24 protein-coding genes and 1 other annotated feature (1 of these 25 cut by a window edge) are annotated in these 20,195 nt (G+C 40.0%); of the genes, 7 read left to right on the forward strand and 17 right to left on the reverse strand.

Going from position 1 to position 20,195, the window contains the following annotated elements; all coding sequences use genetic code 11:
• Nucleotides 1-4 precede the first annotated feature (4 nt).
• Nucleotides 5-814, reverse strand: coding sequence for a Cof-type HAD-IIB family hydrolase (locus ACN6MY_RS14760; protein WP_419880874.1), 810 nt, complete (start codon nucleotides 812-814; stop codon nucleotides 5-7).
• Between the two features lie 183 nt (nucleotides 815-997).
• Here ACN6MY_RS14760 and ACN6MY_RS14765 point away from each other — a divergent pair, with 183 nt between their 5' ends.
• From ACN6MY_RS14765 to ACN6MY_RS14775, 3 genes are all read left to right on the forward strand, one after another.
• Nucleotides 998-1,405: a (deoxy)nucleoside triphosphate pyrophosphohydrolase gene (locus ACN6MY_RS14765; RefSeq protein WP_419880875.1), complete on the forward strand. Its 408-nt coding sequence runs from the start codon at nucleotides 998-1,000 to the stop codon at nucleotides 1,403-1,405.
• A gap of 263 nt (nucleotides 1,406-1,668) precedes the next feature.
• Entirely contained in the window at nucleotides 1,669-1,908 is a 240-nt protein-coding gene (locus tag ACN6MY_RS14770) for a hypothetical protein (protein ID WP_419880876.1), read from the forward strand.
• Nucleotides 1,909-2,286: 378 nt separating this feature from the next.
• Nucleotides 2,287-3,042, forward strand: a complete 756-nt coding sequence (locus ACN6MY_RS14775) for a YqcI/YcgG family protein (protein WP_419880877.1) — start codon at nucleotides 2,287-2,289, stop codon at nucleotides 3,040-3,042.
• A gap of 682 nt (nucleotides 3,043-3,724) precedes the next feature.
• Here ACN6MY_RS14775 and ACN6MY_RS14780 read toward each other — a convergent pair.
• The 12 genes from ACN6MY_RS14780 to ACN6MY_RS14835 all read right to left on the reverse strand — a co-directional run bounded on the left by ACN6MY_RS14780 (nucleotide 3,725) and on the right by ACN6MY_RS14835 (nucleotide 11,943).
• The gene (locus ACN6MY_RS14780; protein WP_419880878.1) at nucleotides 3,725-4,132 is read right to left on the reverse strand and encodes a transposase; all 408 of its coding nucleotides are present in this window, start codon (nucleotides 4,130-4,132) and stop codon (nucleotides 3,725-3,727) included.
• Between the two features lie 127 nt (nucleotides 4,133-4,259).
• Nucleotides 4,260-4,535 carry a transposase gene (locus ACN6MY_RS14785; RefSeq protein ID WP_419880879.1) on the reverse strand — a complete coding sequence of 92 codons (276 nt, stop codon included), beginning with the start codon at nucleotides 4,533-4,535 and terminating at the stop codon, nucleotides 4,260-4,262.
• A gap of 108 nt (nucleotides 4,536-4,643) precedes the next feature.
• Nucleotides 4,644-4,853, reverse strand: a complete 210-nt coding sequence (locus ACN6MY_RS14790; RefSeq protein ID WP_419880880.1) for a hypothetical protein — start codon at nucleotides 4,851-4,853, stop codon at nucleotides 4,644-4,646.
• A 14-nt stretch (nucleotides 4,854-4,867) separates the two neighbouring features.
• The gene (locus ACN6MY_RS14795) at nucleotides 4,868-6,484 is read right to left on the reverse strand and encodes a sodium:solute symporter family protein (protein WP_419880881.1); all 1,617 of its coding nucleotides are present in this window, start codon (nucleotides 6,482-6,484) and stop codon (nucleotides 4,868-4,870) included.
• 244 nt (nucleotides 6,485-6,728) lie between these two features.
• Nucleotides 6,729-7,196, reverse strand: coding sequence for a heme-degrading domain-containing protein (locus tag ACN6MY_RS14800; protein ID WP_419880882.1), 468 nt, complete (start codon nucleotides 7,194-7,196; stop codon nucleotides 6,729-6,731).
• Nucleotide 7,197: 1 nt separating this feature from the next.
• On the reverse strand, nucleotides 7,198-8,253 hold the full coding sequence (locus ACN6MY_RS14805; protein ID WP_419880883.1) for an oxidoreductase: 1,056 nt from the start codon (nucleotides 8,251-8,253) through the stop codon (nucleotides 7,198-7,200).
• A 4-nt stretch (nucleotides 8,254-8,257) separates the two neighbouring features.
• On the reverse strand, nucleotides 8,258-9,022 hold the full coding sequence (locus tag ACN6MY_RS14810) for a DeoR/GlpR family DNA-binding transcription regulator (RefSeq protein WP_419880884.1): 765 nt from the start codon (nucleotides 9,020-9,022) through the stop codon (nucleotides 8,258-8,260).
• A 159-nt stretch (nucleotides 9,023-9,181) separates the two neighbouring features.
• Nucleotides 9,182-10,216: a threonine aldolase family protein gene (locus ACN6MY_RS14815; protein WP_419880885.1), complete on the reverse strand. Its 1,035-nt coding sequence runs from the start codon at nucleotides 10,214-10,216 to the stop codon at nucleotides 9,182-9,184.
• A 167-nt stretch (nucleotides 10,217-10,383) separates the two neighbouring features.
• Nucleotides 10,384-10,500: a YjcZ family sporulation protein gene (locus tag ACN6MY_RS14820; RefSeq protein WP_071351489.1), complete on the reverse strand. Its 117-nt coding sequence runs from the start codon at nucleotides 10,498-10,500 to the stop codon at nucleotides 10,384-10,386.
• A 129-nt stretch (nucleotides 10,501-10,629) separates the two neighbouring features.
• The gene (locus ACN6MY_RS14825) at nucleotides 10,630-10,893 is read right to left on the reverse strand and encodes a hypothetical protein (protein ID WP_419884178.1); all 264 of its coding nucleotides are present in this window, start codon (nucleotides 10,891-10,893) and stop codon (nucleotides 10,630-10,632) included.
• A 55-nt stretch (nucleotides 10,894-10,948) separates the two neighbouring features.
• Nucleotides 10,949-11,098 (reverse strand): hypothetical protein, encoded by a 150-nt coding sequence (locus tag ACN6MY_RS14830; protein WP_419880886.1) that lies wholly within the window; start codon nucleotides 11,096-11,098, stop codon nucleotides 10,949-10,951.
• Nucleotides 11,099-11,619: 521 nt separating this feature from the next.
• Nucleotides 11,620-11,943, reverse strand: coding sequence for a glycosyltransferase (locus tag ACN6MY_RS14835; RefSeq protein ID WP_419880887.1), 324 nt, complete (start codon nucleotides 11,941-11,943; stop codon nucleotides 11,620-11,622).
• 612 nt (nucleotides 11,944-12,555) lie between these two features.
• On the opposite strand from ACN6MY_RS14835, the gene ACN6MY_RS14840 reads away from it, so the two are divergent.
• Complete coding sequence (locus ACN6MY_RS14840; protein WP_419880888.1) at nucleotides 12,556-12,738, forward strand: hypothetical protein; 183 nt, start codon at nucleotides 12,556-12,558, stop codon at nucleotides 12,736-12,738.
• 119 nt (nucleotides 12,739-12,857) lie between these two features.
• Here the strand turns inward: ACN6MY_RS14840 and ACN6MY_RS14845 are convergent, their stop codons facing one another.
• Nucleotides 12,858-13,700, reverse strand: coding sequence for a methyl-accepting chemotaxis protein (locus ACN6MY_RS14845; RefSeq protein WP_419880889.1), 843 nt, complete (start codon nucleotides 13,698-13,700; stop codon nucleotides 12,858-12,860).
• A 200-nt stretch (nucleotides 13,701-13,900) separates the two neighbouring features.
• On the opposite strand from ACN6MY_RS14845, the gene ACN6MY_RS14850 reads away from it, so the two are divergent.
• Nucleotides 13,901-14,131, forward strand: coding sequence for a hypothetical protein (locus ACN6MY_RS14850; RefSeq protein ID WP_419880890.1), 231 nt, complete (start codon nucleotides 13,901-13,903; stop codon nucleotides 14,129-14,131).
• Nucleotides 14,132-14,196: 65 nt separating this feature from the next.
• Nucleotides 14,197-14,430 carry a hypothetical protein gene (locus ACN6MY_RS14855; protein ID WP_419880891.1) on the forward strand — a complete coding sequence of 78 codons (234 nt, stop codon included), beginning with the start codon at nucleotides 14,197-14,199 and terminating at the stop codon, nucleotides 14,428-14,430.
• A gap of 61 nt (nucleotides 14,431-14,491) precedes the next feature.
• Here ACN6MY_RS14855 and msrA read toward each other — a convergent pair whose 3' ends face one another.
• Nucleotides 14,492-15,019, reverse strand: a complete 528-nt coding sequence (gene msrA / locus ACN6MY_RS14860) for a peptide-methionine (S)-S-oxide reductase MsrA (protein WP_419880892.1) — start codon at nucleotides 15,017-15,019, stop codon at nucleotides 14,492-14,494.
• A 107-nt stretch (nucleotides 15,020-15,126) separates the two neighbouring features.
• Nucleotides 15,127-17,253 (reverse strand): glycosyltransferase family 39 protein, encoded by a 2,127-nt coding sequence (locus ACN6MY_RS14865; protein ID WP_419880893.1) that lies wholly within the window; start codon nucleotides 17,251-17,253, stop codon nucleotides 15,127-15,129.
• A 680-nt stretch (nucleotides 17,254-17,933) separates the two neighbouring features.
• On the opposite strand from ACN6MY_RS14865, the gene ACN6MY_RS14870 reads away from it, so the two are divergent.
• A complete protein-coding gene (locus ACN6MY_RS14870; RefSeq protein WP_419880894.1) occupies nucleotides 17,934-18,713 on the forward strand; it encodes a hypothetical protein in 780 nt (259 codons plus the stop codon).
• 39 nt (nucleotides 18,714-18,752) lie between these two features.
• On the opposite strand, the gene tyrS is transcribed toward ACN6MY_RS14870, so the two are convergent.
• The gene (gene tyrS / locus ACN6MY_RS14875) at nucleotides 18,753-20,000 is read right to left on the reverse strand and encodes a tyrosine--tRNA ligase (RefSeq protein WP_419880895.1); all 1,248 of its coding nucleotides are present in this window, start codon (nucleotides 19,998-20,000) and stop codon (nucleotides 18,753-18,755) included.
• 46 nt (nucleotides 20,001-20,046) lie between these two features.
• Nucleotides 20,047-20,195 (reverse strand) — a binding site (T-box leader); it runs 59 nt beyond the window's last position.

Here is a 20,195-nt window from a genome sequence, read left to right on the forward strand (position 1 = left end):
TATCTTATACTTTCTGAACAGAGGATGCGGCTTCATTTTTTTGTATTAAGTCAAGCTTGAGCAAAGCATTGTAAATGCCGTCTTCTGAGCAGGAATCTGTGACCATATCAGCTGCTTCCTTGGCTTCAGCCACCCCATTTCCCATAGCGATGCCTGTGCCGATTGCTTCAAGCATTTCAATATCATTATAGCCGTCACCAAATGCATAGCTGTTTTCATTCTTGATGCCGGCTGCTTTAAGAATTTTTTCGATTCCGATTGCCTTGGATGCTCCTTCCGGAAGAACATCAAAGGCATTTTCACCCCATCTTACAAATTTATAGCCAGGATATAATTCTGAGTACAATTTATCGTCCTCAGTGCCGCAATACAAATGTGCCTGATATACAGGTGTGTGTTTATAAAATTCACGGTCAACAACTGGATAGCCCAATTTCATGGTTTTAAGGCCTTCAGCCAGCCATTCATGTCTGTCTTCACTTGCATTCACCGCATGGCTGCCGCAATACGCGAGAGCATGGCCTTTGCCAGAAGCAGCATTTGTGAGGTCAGCAAGCAACTCTGCATCCATCGGGTTCGTATAAATTTCGCTGCCTTCGTATACAACATACTGGCCGTTTATAGAAACAAAGGAATCTATATTCAGTTCTTTTAAAATCCATTCGAACATAATAGGCACACGGCCAGTTGCAATCACTGTTGAAATTCCATTCTCTTGAAGAATCTGTACAGCTTTCTTGGTGGATTCCGGTATTTGCTTATTTTCATTTAGAATAGTGCCATCCAAATCAAAAAACACAATCTTCTTTTCCATATCATAACCCCCGGTCATTATCGGTGATGCTTTATCAATAAGTCTCTTTGCAAGGATAATATATGGAAAGGGTTTCAAGTCAATAAGAAATTTCAATTACTTCCCGGTTTGGTGAAAAGAAGCCCTTTAACCGATTAAAAATGATAAGATAAAGACTCAGTTTCACTAAGGAGGATTTTAAAATTGAAAAAACAAATCAAAGTTGTAGCGGCCATAATAGAAAATAATCAAAACGAAATCCTTTGTGCTCTCCGGTCACCAGAAATGTCCATTCCAAATTTGTGGGAATTTCCAGGAGGCAAGGTGGAAGTAAATGAAGACATTTTTTCTGCATTAAAGAGAGAAATTTATGAGGAATTAAATTGTATCATCGAAGCAAAAGAATTTTACCATGAAAATTCCCATGAATATGAAGGTTTTACCATACAGCTCATTTGCATAATCTGCAAAATTATTGATGGCGAACCAAAACCTAGTGAGCATTCCAAACTTATTTGGCTTCACAGACGAAATCTCCCCTCTTTAAAATGGGCCCCAGCTGATATTCCTGCTGTGAATAAGCTTTTTACAGATATTCAGCCTTCATATTGAGAAGGCTTTTTTGATTTGCTCCTATCTATTCAACGGGCAAAGCGGAAAGGCCATTACGGCAATTACCAGATCTGTAAGGTAACCGGTAATGACAGCATCCAGCATTTTAAGCTGATATAATAAATCGTGGAATGAATAAAAACTGCTTCCCTATTTTAAATATCATATCTATGTTATGATTAGTTCTATTAGCAATTATATGGGGTTCTACCAGACTTTTCTTAGTCACTTTCCCTCTGTTAAAGAAGGGAGACATAGAATACATGTCCAAAGACCACATTAAAACCATGCTAGATACCTTGAAGGAATATCATGAATGTCAAATATCCCTGACCTTTAATGATGACGGCCAACAGCCGCTATTGGCTGTTTGCTACAAAAATAGCTACTACGAGTTAACATATATAAAAACATTTGTAATAGAAACTTATAATAATATAGAATCAACCATTTCGGCTATTGAAGCGGCCATACAAGACAGCAAGAAAGAAGCTTCTTTGTAAAATTGGTTTCTTAATAGAAAAAAGCAGTTAACAATGAAGCAGCCATCATTGAGGTGTTCCTCTCCCCATTGATGGCTGCTTCCATACAATTTGGCTACTCCAGGTTTGTCGCATAAGTTCCTCATTCCCCCTAATATTCTTCATTTAATAATCGACTTTAACTAAAGAGAAATTATTCAGAATTAATCCCCCGACTCTATTACCATATTTCACTCTTCGCTCCCTTTTTCCTGATAATTTTCAGATTGAAACGCACATTCATAAACTCGCGCTTAATGTGCATCCATAATTCTGAAAGGAATTATCCGAAATATCAATTGGACATTCACCGGCCGGCACCTTGCTTGAATATAATATTCAAGCAATTGCGAGGTGATCATGATTAAAGGTCTATTTACTAATGAGCCCTCCCTAAGGAGTCAGCTGGCTGATTGGGAGAAAACAGCGCTTTTAAAGTTTGAAGAAAAAATGACAGACAAAAAGAACCCTTTTCCATGTATTCCTGCAACAATCGGCTTTTCTTTAAATCATCTGAGATATGGATTTGCAGGTGATCCAAGAAAAGAATGCTCAACCCGGGAGCTGGCCCTTCTATTAGAAGATTTCAGCAGGAACTCAAGACATTTTGGGAATTACACTTCTCTTATTATTTTTTTCAATACACCTCAAAGCATGATTAAAACGTTCAATGTCCAGCAATATGAACAGCTGTTTTGGCAGCATCTGAACATGCTGAGCGAATTGGATACCAGCAAATGGCCTGAAGATATACCTGATAATCCGCATAATCCCATATGGGAATTCTGTTTTCATGGTGAACCATATTTCATGTACTGTGCTACTCCTGCACATATTAATAGAAAAAGCAGGCATTTTGATTTTATGATGCTCGCCATTACACCAAGATGGGTATTGAAGGAGTTTAATAAATCAGAATCACATGCAGCTAGAATCAAGCTGCAAGTGCGAAAAAGATTGGCTGATTACGATACTATAGAAATCCATAAAGATTTAAATCTTTATGGAAAGAATGACAATTACGAATGGAAGCAATATTTTTTAAGGGATGATGATACTTCGCTTTCTAAATGTCCTTTTCATTGTTTTTTCAACTTTTTCAAGAAAGAACCTTAACAAAGGTTTCCTTTAGAGGCTTTCTTTATCTGCATTATGGAGTCCTTCACTGCAGCCATACCTGCGGATGGTGCAAACCTCCATAAAGAGCTTCAGAAGCCTTAATACCCATATTGCAAAAAACAGCATTGAGAAATTTCAGCGACTTTTAAAAAAACTGCCATTTTTTGAGGAACCTAGGATACAATGATTACCGATCATTGTATCAGCTATACATTACTGCTTTAAGAGACAAAAAGATACAATAAGCAGCTGCTGCGAAGAAGAATATCGCGATTTTTTGATTGCTCCTCATTCTAATTCCGTATGCGCAAAAAAAGATGCAAGCAGCCAATTTAGATAGGCTTTGGAAGCAGGGGTTATAAGAAAAATAGGAATTGCTGAAAATAACCGAAGATAATAAAGAAGCACAAATTAAAGCTTTAAACCATAAGGGCTCATTGAGAAACATCGATATTAACCACTTGATCTGCTGCATTCCTTAATAACTCCCTTCAAAAGCATGAAATATTACTTTAAATATATGCCATGCTTCTGCAAAACACTATAAAATTCGCAAACTAAAAAAAACCATCCAATATGGGGCTGTTGACAAAATGGGGAAAGAGCTTTTGCTCCTTCCCCATTTTGATTTTTTGTCGTTACAGCTTGTTTATTTAGTATGTAACTTTATATTTTGCTGCTAGTTCATTACTTTTATCATCCGTTTTAGATTTAGTGCCAACGCTGAAAAGAGGCATTCTTCATGGATTTTTTGAATGCCCCTCTTATATGTCTTATATAAATTGTGCTTTATTTTCATGGTTCCAAACGAGCCTTCACACCACACCCTCCTTAGTTTTTGGACCATTTTATAATCACTTGTTTTTGCCCTTTTCCTGTTTTCTTCTAATAGCTCATGGGCGATAGGGCGTGATATGGTCCTTCTGGTTGCTGTTTCCCCGAAGCATTCTTGCCTGAAAGGACAGGCTTTGTTTTTTGCCGAATAGGTCTTGTAATATATTTCTCCCTTTCTCATTAAATGTGTAAAAGCCATTTTCTTCTTATTTGGACAAACGTATGTATCGTTTTCTCTGTTATAAGTAAACATCCTATGCGAGGTTGTATTAAATGCCGTATCATACTGAATGGGACTGATATACCCAGTTATGCCTAAGGTTTTTAATCCATGGTGAATAGGAGTAGTATCGTATCCACGATCCGCCCTACATTCTTAATTAAAACCATCTATATGCAAGATTTAAACGAACCTCTTGTTCAAGTTCGCGTTCTGAATCAATATTAAAAAGATAGCCGATAAGCAACATCTTGAAAAGGAGGACGGGATCCAAAGATTTTCTACCCATTTTTGAATAGAAGCTTTCCATTTTATCGTATATAAAAGAGAAGTCAATATTCTCCATTATCAAACGGAGAATATGATTAGCAGGAACAAAATCGTTCAAATCAATAAACTCCATTTTGCTCTGGTACTCATCGTTGCGTCCTATCATAGAAATTCCCTCTAATAAAAAATCTGTATAGAAATTGATTCTATACAGATTCAGGATATTCCTTTTAGATTGTCAACAGCCCCAATATGGATAGGTTTTTTTTAAATGTTAGTCGATATTCGGCCTTTTTAAATACAGCAGCAAAAATATCACGCCAATGACTGCCGTTACAGCGCCCCAGATCAGGTTGATATTTAGACCGTGAAGCGATTTCAAGGTTGGCGGAGATATGATTCCTGAAATGACAAGAATAAGTCCAATAATTAAAAAAATGAGTCCAATATTGATACGGATATCCAGGAAAATATTTTTTTTCATGATATTTTTCCTCCCTAAAAGAACCAAATGTTAATGATGATAAAAATAATCAATGAAATGACAGCCAAAATTTTCGGATTTCTGTACCATGAAAGATGTTTGTGAGAAAGCTTATCACCGAGCCCGTAAACAAGACCTTTCAATTCGGAATGCGATTTTGGCTTAGTGAGCAGGCTTACAATAATTTCTACCACAATGGCTCCAAAGAAAGCCCACCATGCTCTCCAGAAGTTTCCTGCGGCAGGACTTGCAAAGAAGTCTTCAGGAAGGCCATAGTACAGGACGCAGGCCGTCAATGTTCCGGTAACCAGACCGAAGAATCCGCCCCATGCACTGGCTCTTTTCCAGAACATTCCAAGAAGGAATACAGCGAATAATGGTGCATTGAAGAAACCAAAAAGCGTTTGCATATAATCCATTATGCTCGGAAAGCCCATCACAATATAAGCTGTTCCAATACTGATGATCACTCCCACAATCGTTGAAAGCCTTCCCATAAACAGGTAGTGTTTATCAGTGGCCTTTTTTTTCAGGTATGCCTGGTATATATCATATGTCCAAATAGTCGTAAAAGCTGTTACATTGCCTGCCATACCTGACATGAATGATGCCAGCAGTGCAGTAATCCCCAGACCAAGCAGTCCGGTCGGATAATATTTTGCCATCAAAAGCGGCAATGCCATATCGAAATTTCCTGCGTGGCTTGTTGGGCCAAGCTTAGGAAGTAAAGCAAGTGCTGCAAGACCAGGCACTACAGTCAGAATAGGCATGGCCATTTTAAAGAAGGAAGCAATGATCGGCGTGTTTTGTGCCGCTGTCATATCCTTTGCTGCCATCGCACGCTGAACAACTAGAAAATCGGTTGTCCAATATCCGAATGAAAGCACGAATCCAAGGCCAAGCGTAATGCCGATCCACTCCACATGCATACCATTTCCGGCAGCTGTAGATGTGCCATGCCAGATGTGTGTATATGTTTCAGGAAGCTTCATCAAGCCTTTCCATCCGCCCATATCAATTAATGATAGAATTGTGATCGGAAGCAGTCCAATCCAGATTAGGAAGAATTGAATCACCTCATTGTAGATGGATGAGGTTAATCCGCCAATTCCTACATATACCAAAACAATTGCTGCAGCAAGAATAATGCTGAAATTCATCGACCAGCCAAGCAGCACTTTGAGAATAAGAGCCATGGCATAGAGGGAAATACCTGACATCAGAACGGTCATGACCGCAAAAGAAATGGCATTGAATCCCCGTGTTGCTTCATTATAGCGGAATTTTAAATACTCCGGCACAGACCGGGCTTTTGATCCATAGTAAAACGGCATCATAAATACACCAAGAAACAGCATCGCAGGAATCGCTCCGATCCAGTAATAATGAATCGTCATCATTCCATATTGATAGCCGCTTGCCGCCATCCCAAGCATTTCTATCGCACCCAGATTCGCGGATAAAAATGCCAGGGAGGTGATCCAGCCTGGTATTGAACGGCCGGAGAGAAAAAAATCATTACCTGTTTTCATTTTGCTTTTCAAAGCAAAACCTACTAAAATAACAAATGCAAAGTAGACCAAAATAATCAAATAATCAATTAATTTGGGATGAAAGATTGCATGTTCCATATGTAAGGCCCCTTTCTAGTTAAACATTCTTTTTTACCCTATTCTAAAATAATAAAACATGTAAGTAAAAATTTTAGTAAATTTTTATTAATCTAGTAATTTCCTGTTTTTTTCATTATCAAAATCCGCGGATCACCCTGACAGCAAGACTATGTCACTTCACAACGGGTCAATATCCATGGCTTTGAGTGCTGTGAAAACAAAAAATAGTGCCATCCCTGTTTTGTAAGAGATGGCACTTCTATCAGGAGTGAAGAATTCTTTTTAGGCCATCTACGATTAGCTGATGATCTTCTTCCTGAGTTAGGCCGGATACAGTAATGGTTCCTATCACACCGGCATGTTTCACAGCTAGAGGAAAGGAGCCGCCATGCACCGCATACTCCTCAGGGCTCACAGAAAATGCCTCAAAATAGGAACGATTCTTCGATTCATTATATAATCTGATATAATACGAGCTGTGGTTATGCCGTGCAGCAACATTTGCTTTCCTTCTGATCCAGTGCTCCTGATCAGGACTAGTGCCGTCCATGGCATGATAAAAAAGCTTTTGCCCGTTTTTTGAAATTTCTACAGCAATTGATTTGCTGTCCTTTTTGGCCAAATCTATCAGGATTTGCCCTAGTGTCAGAGCAGTATCGTGAGAAAATTGTTCAAACTGCAATTCTTGCTCTTGCTTTAAGATCTCTGCTAATTTTTCGCCGGTTTCCATTTTATTTTCCTTCTCCATTCAGATATACCGCTCTCTTCTCCCGATTGCTATCAAGGGCTGCTTTTATGATTTTAATCGTCTTCAGTCCATCTTCACCCCTGACAGGGCTGGGCTTTCCTTCCCTGATGGCTTCAGCCGCACCTTGATAATATCTGCTGTAGGACCCAGGAACGGTTTCCACGCTTTCTTTTATTTCCTGTCCCTCCCTGATTACAGTCAGCTCTCCATACCATTCTTTTTTATCTTTCCCCCAATTTTCGCTTCCTGGGACTTCCCCTGCTTTTAAAGCATCCTCCTGGCAGTCTATGCCAGACTTAATGAAGCTTCCCTTGCTGCCGTGTACCTTATAGCGTGGTCCCTGGTCGGCTACAAGCGAGCCTGAGTGCAAAATTACCCTCAAGGTTGCATAACCCAAAATAATGTGAAAGTAGTCATCCGTTTCTGCGTTTTCTCTTTGTGCAAAAACATCAGCCATTACAAATTGGGGCTCCCCGAATAAATGCAAAGCCTGGTCGATTAAGTGTGACCCGAGATCATAAAGCATGCCAGACCCTTTACCGGCTTTCTCTCTCCAGCGGTCCCGGACTTGCGGCCTAAAACGGTCAAAATGAGCTTCATAGGTTGAAATTTCCCCTAATGTGCCTTCAGCTATTAATTTTTTGATCGTCAGAAAATCATTATCCCAGCGTCTATTATGGTATACACTGAGCATCAGCTTATTTTCTTCAGCAAGAGCAATTAGTTCCTCTGCCTCTGCCGGATCGATGACCATCGGCTTTTCTATAATGACATGCTTATGGTGCTGCAGGCATTTTTTTGCCATACTGTAGTGAAGCTGATTGGGTGTTGTAATGACTATGAGCTCAATATCAGGATCCTCCACAAGGCTATCAAATTCTCTAACTACTTCTATATATCCTAAATCTTCTCTTACTTTTTCAGGCTGGGAGGACATAACTTTAACAATATCAAACTCCTCCATTGTTTTTAAAAAAGGACCGTGAAACGTAGCTCCCGAAAATCCGTAACCAGCCAAACCCGTTTTAATTGCATTCATCCCTTCATCCTCCTTCTATTTCTGTAATAATCAGTTCAATTCCAAATAATTCAAGCTTCTGTTTTATCTCATGATGCGGAACTGTATTTGTAATTAAAACATCGATATCAGACAGTCCGCAAACACCATGAAAAAATCTTTTTTGAAATTTAGTGGAGTCAGCAAGCACAATCACTTTCTCCGATGATGAAATCATGCTATTTTTCATATGTGCCTCTTCTTCGTCGGGAGAAGTCAGCCCATCTACTCCTATTCCGCATGCGCCAAGAAATAAAACATTTGTTTTATATTTTTTCAGATCTTCAGAGGCGGAAAACCCGGTAAAATTCCTGTTAAACCTATTGAATTTGCCTCCTGCCAAATAAGTGGTATATCCTTCTCTTTCACTTAGTATCTGAACAATATCGATTGAATTTGTAACAGCGGTAATATTTTTGCTATTCATTAAGCGCGCTGTCATTTCGACTGTAGTGGAGGTATCGAAAAGGACATAATCATGGTCTCTTATGAGCTTGCTTGCTTTTCGGGCAATGCTTTCTTTGGATTTTGGCATTTCTCTTTCCCGGTAAGGAGCGACCGCTGACATATGAGAAGATAAAATGGCTCCCCCTCTTACCCGGACAATTTCCCCGTCTTCTTCAAGCTTTACTAAATCCCGCCTTGCTGTATCCCGGGAAACCTTAAACTCATCCATAATATCTTCAGCAGTAATCTCATACTGCACGTTAAGCCAATCAAGTATCTTTTCCAAACGCTGTTTTTGTGTCATCTATTCCACTTCCCTGCTTGATTTAAGGATAAATTATTTATACCTATTTAACAAGTAAAAAACTTATTTTTTAATTAAATATAAGTTTATCACTTAATTATAATCAATAAAAGGGCTTAAGAAATTTCCTTAAGCCTTGTGATGATGGCACATAAGCAGTCAGCTTATTTCTTCTGCAATTTCTTTAATTGCTTTTCTCACCTGGTGAATATCATTATCAGAGGTGTCAAATGAAGCAACCCAGCGCACTTCTGATGAATCAGGATTCCACATGCTGAACGCAATTTTTTCCTGCAGTTTATTAATCCACATATCCGGCATGACAGCAAACACGGCATTGGATTCAACTGGATATAAAAGCCTGAATTCTGGGATTGCTGAAAGCTCATCAGCAAGCTTTACAGCCATGGCATTAGAGTGGTTCGCATTCTCCAGCCACAGATTTTCATTCAGATAGCACTCAAATTGAGCTGCGATAAAGCGCATTTTAGAAGCAAGCTGTAATCCGTGTTTTCTTATGTATAAGAAATCCTGTGCTAAGTGCTGATTAAAAAATACAACGGCTTCTCCTGCCATCAAACCGTTTTTAGTGCCTCCAAATGAAAGAACATCTACACCGCAGTCGGCAGTGATTTCTTTTAAACTGCACTGAAGATGGGCTGCTGCATTGCTTAAGCGTGCTCCATCCACATGCAGGTACATGCCGTTTCCGTGGACAAAATCGGCAATGCTTCTGATTTCCTCTTTGGTATACACCGTTCCAAGCTCCGTACATTGCGAGATGGATACCGCAATCGGCTTGCTGCGGTGCGGCGAATCCGCCTGCTTTAATAGTTCCTTTATCCCGCTGACAGTAATCTTTCCGTCTGCAGAAGGGCATGTGATCAGCTTTCCTCCAGTGAAATTTTCAAACGCTCCTGTTTCATCTCCGTTAATGTGAGACATGGTACTGCAAATCACCGAATGATAAGACCGGGTCATTGACTTCAAAGCCAGCACATTTGCACCAGTTCCATTGAAAACATAATACACCGAAATATTTTCGCCAAAATGCTTTTTAAATGCATCAAGTGATTTCCCGGTGTATAAGTCTCCGCCATATGAAGCTGCATGTCCTTCATTTGCTTCACAAATGCTTTTAAGTATTTTGGGATGAATTCCAGAATTATTATCACTTGCAAACATTTTATTCATCAATCAAACTCCTTTTGATTAAGTCACCTAATGTAAATCTACTTTAAGCTGCTCCTTCTGTCCAGATAAAGTCTTGGATAAACCATTAAGGCCGCAAAGGTAATCAGCAGTATAAAAAAACAGGAAAAAAGCAGCTTAATAAGCATCAAGCTGCTTTTAAATATTTATTAATATCCGTAGCCGCCGTAGCCTCCACAGCTACATCCGACAATAATCAGCAAAATGAATAGAACGACTACAAAAGCAAAGCCGCCTCCATATCCAATTCCTGCTCCATCACCCATTACAAGTCCCTCCCGGCTGTTTTGTTTAGGAGATAAATCTTCCAACACTTTATCGTATGTATTTTGACTATTTACGTTCACCCATTTTTCAGCCATAGCATAAGCGAGATCTGTTTCCCTCTGAAATTTTTATAATTTAAGTTGCGCCGGGCGGGTATGCCGCGCCGAGATTCTTAGAAGGCGGTTACGGTTATAGCGCTGGATGGCAATCAGTGGAAGATTAAAGCATAATGCGTATACAATCATGATGCAGCCAGCCCAAAAATCATTGAAAACAAAAAATATCGGCGAAGGGAGGAGCTGAATCCAGTGAGAGATTTCTGCCCGTCTTGTTTCAAGCAAAAACAAGCGGATACATTCTTTGTTTTTTAGGTTTATTTTGCTTTTTTTTATGCCTCCCTTAACCCAGTCCCCTTTATCAGGAGCTCACTAATCCACCTTTTTATCCTTACTTTCCGGTAAATAGCCATTTCAAGGCACTCGTTCTGTAAAGCCATTGAAAAGAATCAAGAAAGCTCACGCTGAGCCTTACAGATACATAAGCCCCCGCAAAATGAATAAGCACCCATGTGACAACATCGATAATTAAAATCGCCACTGTTTTCATCCTGTTCCTTTACCTGCAATTTTACGGCCCTTTCATGAAGCGTTCCGCAGAACAAATGTGGAGATGAGCGAATACACAAATACAAGAATAAAAAAAAAGCAAGTGAAGCGGAAATAACAGAGCATCACCGAATGTGAAATTTCCTATCTTCTTTAAGGTGCGGTAAAGCAAAAGTGAGATAACCAAGTAATTCAGGCAAAATGCGAACGGTTCTTCTGCTGCAGTATCAGCACTGTTAGCTAAAAAGGAAAAGGAGAAAGCAATCCAGGCAATGATCAATATCAGCTGACCTGGCCCAGTCAGTTTAGATCCTGAAGCAAAACACTTTCCCCATCCAAATATCACACTTGATAATCCCCCATTGTACATCCTCATATTCAGGATACTTTTTCCGCTGATTGCGAAGGCAGGATATCCTCTAGAAACAGCCCGTTTTATAAGAAAAATTTTCTACTACCTGTTTTTTATTGCTTCATGCCCTCCTGTTTCAAAGTAGGCGTCCCGGCTGCATATCATGCATTGGCCGAATCCCCCTGAAGACTTGGGTGCTTTGGGGGCAAATATGGCTGTAATACCGGCTGAAGAATAGATGACAAGGTGAAAAACCATGACAGCTTTTCATAAAAGGATATCATTTTGTGAAAAGGATGAATGGTCCAGAATCCATTTTCCTTGTTTGAAGAAAATGTATCGATTGCCTTTGCAAGCCCGTCCTTTTCAAACCATGTATCACCGTCAGCGAACAATAAAATCTTTCCTTTTGCTGCTTGTGCTCCATTCCAGCAGGCCCATGATTTGCACAGCCAGTGCGAAGGAAGATCAGGATTATCAAGCACAATTGCCCCGTATTTTTCCGCTTCTTCTCATATGTACAGTTATTGTGTGCTTTCTGATTGTTTTTTTCCCGTATGTACAAATCTTGTTGAAAGGTGCATTTTTTTATCTCTGATTATTTCAGCACTATGAGGGGAAAAGATGCCGATCTGGCTTAAGCATTCAGTCAGAATAAGAAATGTGACAATGTTGTGAAATTTCAATCTTTTTAGCACGTGATAACGCCTATAAAGGCTTAATTATTATTTGCGGGCTAACCGGCATCTGCTATTATAGTATGTTTTTTTGTCACGCCTGCATGTTTGATTCAAGCTGAAGCGAACTCTAAGTTAATCATTCACTAATAGGGCTAATAGAAATACAATAAAGAAAGCGGATAGGTCAATGGCAGCAGGAGTTTTCTCGTTTTTACTGGCTCTTCACCAGTATTTATATTAAACTGGAGGTTATTTTTCGGAGCCCTGCTTTTAGAAATTTGTGCAGGCAGCTATGGTATACCGCAGAGTTGCAGCAATTATTAAAGTTAAAAATCCAATACAGATTGATTTTTGCCAGTACATTTTAAATAGTAATGCAGAAAATATGGTAACATAGAACCTGAAGAGGTGAGCCACTTGACAAAAGAAGCAAAAGAATTTAATGGTGTCGATACGTCTGTGATCTACGATTACAGTGATTATCCAGATGCCATTAGCGGCCGGTGTGATAATTGCAATAATGCAACCTTCAAGAGTTCCGTTAAGGAATTCGTGTTTATCCGCGAGTGCCGTACCTGCGGGATGAAAAAAAGCATCTAAAAGAATCAGCGGGCATGATTTTTCATGCCCTGCTTAAAAAATATTTTCAAACACTAAGTACAAATAAATCTTAGATATAATCACCTATGTCCAGCGGCAGAAGAATTTTCATATTGATATTATCCCAGAATTTTTATGTAATCGCTTAATACTTCTATAATATCAGATAGGCTTTCCAGCGTTGCTGCTACATCGCTAATCAGCCCGGACTGCAGACTGTTTAGCTGTCTGATCTGTGAAACACCTTCTGTAATTTCGTTTATATTATCTTTGACTACCTGGATGAATTCATTAATTTCACCTGAAGAATGCTCTGTTTCCTTCGATATTTTCCGGATTTCTTCTGCCACAATTTTAAAGCCTTTTCCTGCTTCCCCTGCCCGGGCAGCCTCAATATTGGCATTAAGCCCTAAGATGTTTGATTGCCGTGATATCTGCTGAATCACCTTTAAAATGCTGTCAATATTTTCGGAGTTTTCCCTTGCTTTTTCAGAAAAGGAATATAATTTGCTGTTTGTACCAGAAAGATCTCCTGCTTGAGCTACAATACTTGTGATCAGCTTCATAATCTTTCTTGTAATAGAGTTCAGCTTTTCAATGCAATCTTCCAATTTTAATAATATATCAATATTATAAGCCATGCCCATTGCGCCAATAATTCTATTTTCATTATAAATCGGAATTGTTTTGCCAAAAAAGTGAATGCCGTAAACTTCAAATGGGGGCCTGCCTGCTCCCTTGTTACCACGCAAAGCGCTTTGTATTACTTCATCTTTCTTTGAAACTGGATCGCCTGCCTTTATGCCCAGCTTGATATTGGGGTGGTCAAGCTGCAGCAGCCACTTTTCCCTGTCGCATATGGATATGGCAATATCTTCTTTAGCTGCCGATTGAAAAAAAGCAGCACTGTCAACAAGAGAGTACAAGATTTCATGGTCGGTTTTTAGAGTAGTTATCATCATTTAATCTCCTAGAGGATTTAGTCGTAAGTCTATATTCCTATAGTAGCATGTGAGCGTTTTTATAACAGCTTTATTTTGGCATGAATGTGCTGTTATAAAACGTCTATAAGAAAATTCATCCTATAAACATCTTTCCCTTGGATATGGAATATGGTAATAAGAAGGAGATTTCCATGTTTAGCATGAAGGGAGTAAATATTATGAGCATGAAACCGGATCAGCTTAATATCAGCTGTGTAAACATCATCAGCATGGATCAGTCCAGTTCAGTATCTGTTGGTTCGACAGTGAAAATTGGCAGATATGTAAGCGCCAAGAAAAATCAAAGCTTTGGCCAGCAGGTAGGATGCGGATGCATCCTTCCCCATTTTAAAGGCATTTTATCTGACGGTGATATGCTTGACTCTGCAGCAGAAAAGTTTACTCCTTAAAGTAAAACTTCCCGCTCGAGGGGGCTGCCAGCTGATGCGTAATGAATGGAACAGGAGGAATAAAGATGATTTTTTCACCTATGGTGCTAAACCTCTTTGCATTAAAAATCAATACAATAGATAATTCGTCTTTCATCTCAATGGGACCCAACCAGCAATTTGACATCTTTGTATCCTACAAGAGAAATCAGGGGATCGGCGAGCAAAATGGCGATTTTTCACCGATTGTCACTCCAATATCCTGGTTAGTCGACACAGATGCAGCAGATTCCAACTCTGTTAAAAACAGTGTAATTTAGTGCTTGCAAGCAAACGCAATATATAGAAAACAGCCGGATTTCAGTCCGGCTGTTCGATATGTTATTTAGATGCAGTTTTCCAGTTTTCTGCGATAAATTCATCACGGCCGGACTGTTTCCGGTCTTCTTTATAATGCTTGGGATTTTTTTTATGAAAATCCTGATGATACTCTTCTGCTGGGTAAAAGGCAGCTGCCGGAAGAATTTTTGTTACAATTGGTTTTTTGAAGATTCCGCTGGCGGCCACTTTCTCTTTGGAAGCCAATGCCTGCTGTTTTTGATCTTCGTTATGAAAAAATATCGCTGTCCGGTACTGAGGGCCGCGGTCCTGAAATTGCCCCCCATCGTCAGTCGGATCGATTTGCGGCCAAAATAAATCCAGGAGCTTTTGATATGGGAAAAGCTCCGGATCAAAGGTGATTTTTACAGCCTCATAATGCCCGGTGGTCCCCTTCTTTACTTCTTCATAGGCCGGATTTTCCACATGTCCACCCGTATAGCCGGATATAATGCTCTCAATACCGGGCAATTCTTCAAATGGGCTTACCATGCACCAAAAACAGCCCCCGGCAAACGTCGCTACTTGCATTACTTTTCCTCCTCTTTGCTTTCACTTTATTCCTGATTCAGGATAACGCCTATTATACGATAAACCTGCTGTAATGCCTACCATTCAGATTCAAAGTTAATTCCGTTTTACTTACCTGCATATTCATATAAGGTTTGGCTGCCCTGGCTAAACGGCACCATGCCTGATTTTTTGCTGCTCTTCCATTCGCTTTCTGGAACCGCCCTGCTGTGCTTCCTGATCCATTCATTTACTTTGCTTTGACTGTCGCCGCCTCTTCCGTTTTCTGAAATCAAAAAGTATTTGACTTTCCCTGATTGGGCTAATTTCGCCAGTCTTCCTGGAGTTAATGCAGGATCGTTTCCAGAGAAACCACCCATGGCCATGACGGCATAATCTGTCTGCAGCATGATGTTGTCTGCTTCTTGTGAACTTTGAACTGCTAGGATATAAGTTTCGCCATTACTGTTTTTCTTCAAAAAGCTCAGCAGCTTACTATCTGCCTTATTTTCCATCTTCCCGAAAGGAGGCGTTCCATTTAGATTGCTCCCTGGGTACTTGGAAGGTGCTGAATCTTCAGGCACGCTCCCCTGCTGCGTTCTTTGATGTGAAAATCCAGAATTCCCATTGGCAAATTGCCCTTCTTCGAGGTGCAAAACTCTTCCCCTTCCCTGCCCGCCATCCGGGTTAAACCCATTCCTTCCAGCAAATGATGCACTCGGGCCGGCACTTGGAATCATTGCATTACCCGCTTTATTAATAGTGATCCAAGTCCAGTAAGCAGGGATCGCCAAAAGGGCAAAAATGCTTGCTACAGCAAAGAAGCGGGAATACCGTTTATGTTCCTTGAATGCTGCAAGGGTGACAAATAACAGCAATCCTGCAACAATTGCGGCAAATACCCATCCGAGTGAAACACTCTCTTTGTTTTGATAAACAATTAAACCTTCAAACAAAAACGAAGCCAGTATGCCTCCGGGAAGCAGCCACCTCCCCATCCCTTCGTTTCCCCTGTATAACTTCCATAAAACGGTCCAGCCAATTCCTGTTAAGGCTGCAATGGAAGGAGCCATCATGCTTAAATAATATTGATGAAAAAACCCCGCAATGCTGAAGAAAATCATCATTGGAATCAGCCATGCAAGCCAAAAGAGGGCAAACTTATGCTGCCTTGTAACCTCCCTGCCTTTTTTGTACGTGACAATCAATCCAATCATTGTGAATAATACAAATGGAAGCAAAAAGCTGATTTGGCCTGAAAGCTCTTTTGAAAATAATCTCAGAACTCCCGGATTTCCAGTTCCAAACATTCCTCCTGACTGCCCTGGGCGTATCATATTAGCCGGACCCTGCTGGATGTTATCCGGTGCATCGTTCCCTGGGTTTCCTCCATTGTTATACTGAAACCCCCTAAATGAACCCTGCAGATTGCTATTTTGCTTTTTGCTTTGATTATTCATGCGATTGTCTTGGCCGGTCAAACGGGAGATTCCATTATACCCGAGAGCAAGCTCCAAAACTGAATTTGTTTGGCTGCTTCCAATGTACGGCCGTTTATTCTCCGGCATGGAATCTACTGCAAATGCCCAGGAAAGCGACACGGCAAAAAGAACCAGCGTGGCTATTGCAAGATGCAGAAACCGTTGCTTTAGTGCTTTTTTTACAGATATCCAATAAAACAAATAAAATGCCGGCAGAACCATAAATGCCTGAAGCATTTTCACATTAAAGCCAATGCCCAATAAAACCAAACTAAGCATCAGCCATGAAGGTTTTTCCTTCTGTACCGATTTCATAAGCACCCACGTTGCCAGCAGCAAAACGCTAATCAAAATACTGTCTACATTATTCGTCCGGACAACGGCCACAAAAATAGGTGAGCACGCAAGCACCAGACTTGAAAGCAAAGCCGCTGTCCTGCCAAAATAAGGATTGACAATGCCATACAGCAAAAATACAGAAAAAACGCCAGCTGCAGCTTCCGGAAGCAGCACACTAAAATCGCTGAATCCAAAAATCAATGCGCTAAGTGTTTGGATCCATAAAGCAACCGGCGGCTTATCCACCGTAATAAAGCCTGCAGGATCATATGAGGCATAAAAGAACGCATGAAAATTTGTCATCATGCTTTTCACTGCAACGCTATAATAACTGTTTGAACCTGCATTCTTCAGATTATAAAAATTCAGAAAAACTGAAAGCAAAATAATCAAAATCAGCAAGAAATCCATTTTTCCTTTGACTAATCTTTTCATGTAAACATCCTCCATTCACAAACGATATACCTGTTTATTAAGTAAGAAAGCAAGTCCCGCTTTTAATAAACACAGTGTACGGCCCAAACCTTAAGAATTCCTTAACTGCTTTGCGGGAATTAAAAAAGCCCGAGTTCGAGAACTCAGACTTTTACTCATCATTATTTAATTTATTTGTTGGCTATTCATTAATTGAAGCGTGTCTGCTGCACACTCAATTTATAGAATGTTTCTTCAAAGGGCCAAGATGAACCTTCCTCAAGCAATAGGTTATTTTTGTTCACTACCTTCAGGATATTGTTTGTCTTTTTATCGTTTTTTGCTATGAAAAGCGTATTGATTCCGATAAATCGGCTCATTAAGCCAAGAATGGCTGTTGAAGCTTCATTAAAATTGCGGAACCTTTTTTATATTTGCATCAAAACCCGTGTATGCTTGCAGAGTCATTTGTACCTACCTTCAATCCTGAATATATATTATTGAAAAATTTTGCGCCATAAACATCAGTTATGTAAACTTACCTTTCTTTATTGAAGCATGTTAAAATAAATGCACTAAGAAAGTATAAAAAATTCTTCTGTTCTATTTTACGAGTTATAGAGGCAATTAAACAAGCAATACGAAAATGAAAAATTGTTATGAAATATTCCAGTTTATAAAAAGGAAAGGAAGTGGAAATTATGGCGATTACACTGCCGCATATTGAAGATTCCAGCTTAACGGGCTATGTGCCTCCAAAAGAAGATTACATAACATTCATAGATGAGTCACACTACGGGGAAAAAGTAAGAGAATGGGGGCTAAGCTCCACCAAGGAAGTAAAAAGGGAATTTTGGTATAAGGATAAAACCTACCAGCGCCTTGTTACCATTAAAGGCTATGAGGAATTCGGTGTAACTGGTCAATTTAATACCCTCGTTGTTGAATTCCAGGATGGAAACCTGACATGCATTTTCCCGGACTTTCTAAAGGACATGCAGTCTCCCAATTTCGGGAAAGAAACCAAAGGATCTCCTGATGAAGAAACTGTTAAGCCAGTGCGCGCAAAGGCTGCCCCTGCTAAAACGCCGCCAAAGGAAAAAACGGTTAATGCGCCAGCTCCCTCATCAAAAAAAGATAAAGCACCTAAGCTTGAGCTTCCTGAGGAGAAGGTTCACTTTACTGCTCGTGTGAAACAATTTGCCCTGTCATATAATCATTTTAAAGAAGAAAATGAGGAAGTTGTCATACTTGAACATGTTATTATTCAGCAGGACGAGCCTATCGAAGCGGGAATTGCCTGGTGCTCATACAGCAAAACCCTGAAAAAATTCGAGCTATCACCTGGCGAATCACTTTCCTTTGACGGAAAAATTGTCGCCAAAACACTGCCTAAAGGAAAAGATGCTGAAGAAGAATTCATCCTCGATGTCCCAGCTAAGTATAAAATCAATAACCCATCCAAGATTGTCAAAGATTGAAAGTGGAGACCCGGCTATACGTATAGCCGGGTTTCTTGATTAAGATGGCATTACCTTAAGGAACTTCCGCTTACCAACCTGCAGCACAAATTCCTCCGTCATCAGCACTTTCAATTCATTGTTGAATACTTTTTCTCCATTCATCCGAACCCCGCCATTTTTTATCATTTTTCTGGCTTCACTTTTTGAGGTTTGCAGATGTAATGTCACTAAAAGATCAATAATAGGGACAATCTCTCCACCTTCCCACCCCACAGAATCCATTTCATCCGGAAGCCCTCCTTTTTGGAAAATACTCTGAAAATGTTTTTCGGCTTTTTCTGCTGCTTCTTCGCTATGGTACATACTGACGATAGTTCTGGCTAAAAGCATTTTGGCATCCCGCGGGTGAAGGGTGCTATTTTCAAGCCCAGTAGCTATGCTTCTTTTATGCTCAGGAGATAAATTCGTCACAAGCTCGAAATACTTGATCATCAGGCTGTCATTAATTGACATGATTTTTCCGTACATTTGCTCTGGTGCTTCTTCTATTCCTATGTAGTTATTTTTTGATTTTGACATTTTATCCTTTCCATCAAGACCCTCAAGCAGGGGAAGCAGCATAATTGCCTGCTTTTCTTTTCCATACTGCTCCTGCAAATGCCGCCCCATCAGCACATTGAAATGCTGATCTGTGCCGCCAAGCTCTATATCTGTTTCCAGTTCAACTGAATCATATCCCTGCATTAGAGGGTAAAAAAATTCATGAAGTGAAACCGGTTTGCCGCTGGTTAAACGCTCTGAGAAATCGTTTCTTTCAATTAGGCGTGCGACCGTAATCTTAGCTGATAGAGAAATTAAGTCTTCCAGATTAAGCTTTGACAGCCACTTTGAATTATAGAAAACCTTCACATTTTCCATATCCAGCACTTTTCCAAATTGTTCAAAGTAGGTTTTGGCATTCTTTTCCACTTCCTGGGTGGTCAGCTGCTTCCTGGCAGAAGATTTACCGGTAGGATCACCAATTTTTCCTGTAAAATCCCCGATGATGAGCTGTATCTCATGACCGTTATCCTGGAACTGCTTTAATTTATTCAGCACTACCGAATGGCCCAAATGAACATCAGGAGCTGAAGGATCCAGACCCAGCTTCACTTTCATAGGAACCTTCGTAATCAATGACCTTGCTATTTTACTTTTCAGTTCATGTGCCGGAATAATTTCTTGAGTTCCTGCACGGTATATTTCAAACTGTCTCTCCATTTCTGCCTGCAGCTCAACTGTCATTGTATCCATACCCTCATCCATTTTTCATTCCTCCTATTTTATAAAACACCAAAAACCACGCCCCTAAAAAAGGGACGTGGTTAACGCGGTACCACCCTTTGTGAAGATTTCTCTTCCGCTCATTGCGAATAACGATTCGCCCGTTTCCTGCTACTGCTGTTCACAGAAAAAGTTCAAGGAGGTAATTCGCTCTTATCTTTATGCTAGTTTGCACCA

Origin of the sequence: Peribacillus sp. B-H-3 (genome assembly GCF_048572925.1) — a bacterium.
Lineage (GTDB): Bacteria > Bacillota > Bacilli > Bacillales > DSM-1321 > Peribacillus.

Excerpts from the sequence above, each read along its gene's own strand:
- ACN6MY_RS14780 (WP_419880878.1), bottom strand. The coding sequence starts at position 4,132 with ATGTTTACTTATAACAGAGAAAACGATACATACGTTTGTCCAAATAAG.
- ACN6MY_RS14855 (WP_419880891.1), top strand. The coding sequence starts at position 14,197 with ATGATTTTTTCACCTATGGTGCTAAACCTCTTTGCATTAAAAATCAAT.
- ACN6MY_RS14870 (WP_419880894.1), top strand. The coding sequence starts at position 17,934 with ATGGCGATTACACTGCCGCATATTGAAGATTCCAGCTTAACGGGCTAT.
- ACN6MY_RS14850 (WP_419880890.1), top strand. The coding sequence starts at position 13,901 with ATGAGCATGAAACCGGATCAGCTTAATATCAGCTGTGTAAACATCATC.
- tyrS (WP_419880895.1), bottom strand. The coding sequence starts at position 20,000 with ATGGATGAGGGTATGGATACAATGACAGTTGAGCTGCAGGCAGAAATG.
- ACN6MY_RS14810 (WP_419880884.1), bottom strand. The coding sequence starts at position 9,022 with ATGACACAAAAACAGCGTTTGGAAAAGATACTTGATTGGCTTAACGTG.
- ACN6MY_RS14865 (WP_419880893.1), bottom strand. The coding sequence starts at position 17,253 with ATGAAAAGATTAGTCAAAGGAAAAATGGATTTCTTGCTGATTTTGATT.
- msrA (WP_419880892.1), bottom strand. The coding sequence starts at position 15,019 with ATGCAAGTAGCGACGTTTGCCGGGGGCTGTTTTTGGTGCATGGTAAGC.
- ACN6MY_RS14770 (WP_419880876.1), top strand. The coding sequence starts at position 1,669 with ATGTCCAAAGACCACATTAAAACCATGCTAGATACCTTGAAGGAATAT.
- ACN6MY_RS14815 (WP_419880885.1), bottom strand. The coding sequence starts at position 10,216 with ATGAATAAAATGTTTGCAAGTGATAATAATTCTGGAATTCATCCCAAA.
- ACN6MY_RS14785 (WP_419880879.1), bottom strand. The coding sequence starts at position 4,535 with ATGATAGGACGCAACGATGAGTACCAGAGCAAAATGGAGTTTATTGAT.
- ACN6MY_RS14795 (WP_419880881.1), bottom strand. The coding sequence starts at position 6,484 with ATGGAACATGCAATCTTTCATCCCAAATTAATTGATTATTTGATTATT.
- ACN6MY_RS14845 (WP_419880889.1), bottom strand. The coding sequence starts at position 13,700 with ATGATGATAACTACTCTAAAAACCGACCATGAAATCTTGTACTCTCTT.
- ACN6MY_RS14820 (WP_071351489.1), bottom strand. The coding sequence starts at position 10,500 with ATGGGTGATGGAGCAGGAATTGGATATGGAGGCGGCTTTGCTTTTGTA.
- ACN6MY_RS14800 (WP_419880882.1), bottom strand. The coding sequence starts at position 7,196 with ATGGAAACCGGCGAAAAATTAGCAGAGATCTTAAAGCAAGAGCAAGAA.
- ACN6MY_RS14775 (WP_419880877.1), top strand. The coding sequence starts at position 2,287 with ATGATTAAAGGTCTATTTACTAATGAGCCCTCCCTAAGGAGTCAGCTG.
- ACN6MY_RS14790 (WP_419880880.1), bottom strand. The coding sequence starts at position 4,853 with ATGAAAAAAAATATTTTCCTGGATATCCGTATCAATATTGGACTCATT.
- ACN6MY_RS14805 (WP_419880883.1), bottom strand. The coding sequence starts at position 8,253 with ATGAATGCAATTAAAACGGGTTTGGCTGGTTACGGATTTTCGGGAGCT.
- ACN6MY_RS14760 (WP_419880874.1), bottom strand. The coding sequence starts at position 814 with ATGGAAAAGAAGATTGTGTTTTTTGATTTGGATGGCACTATTCTAAAT.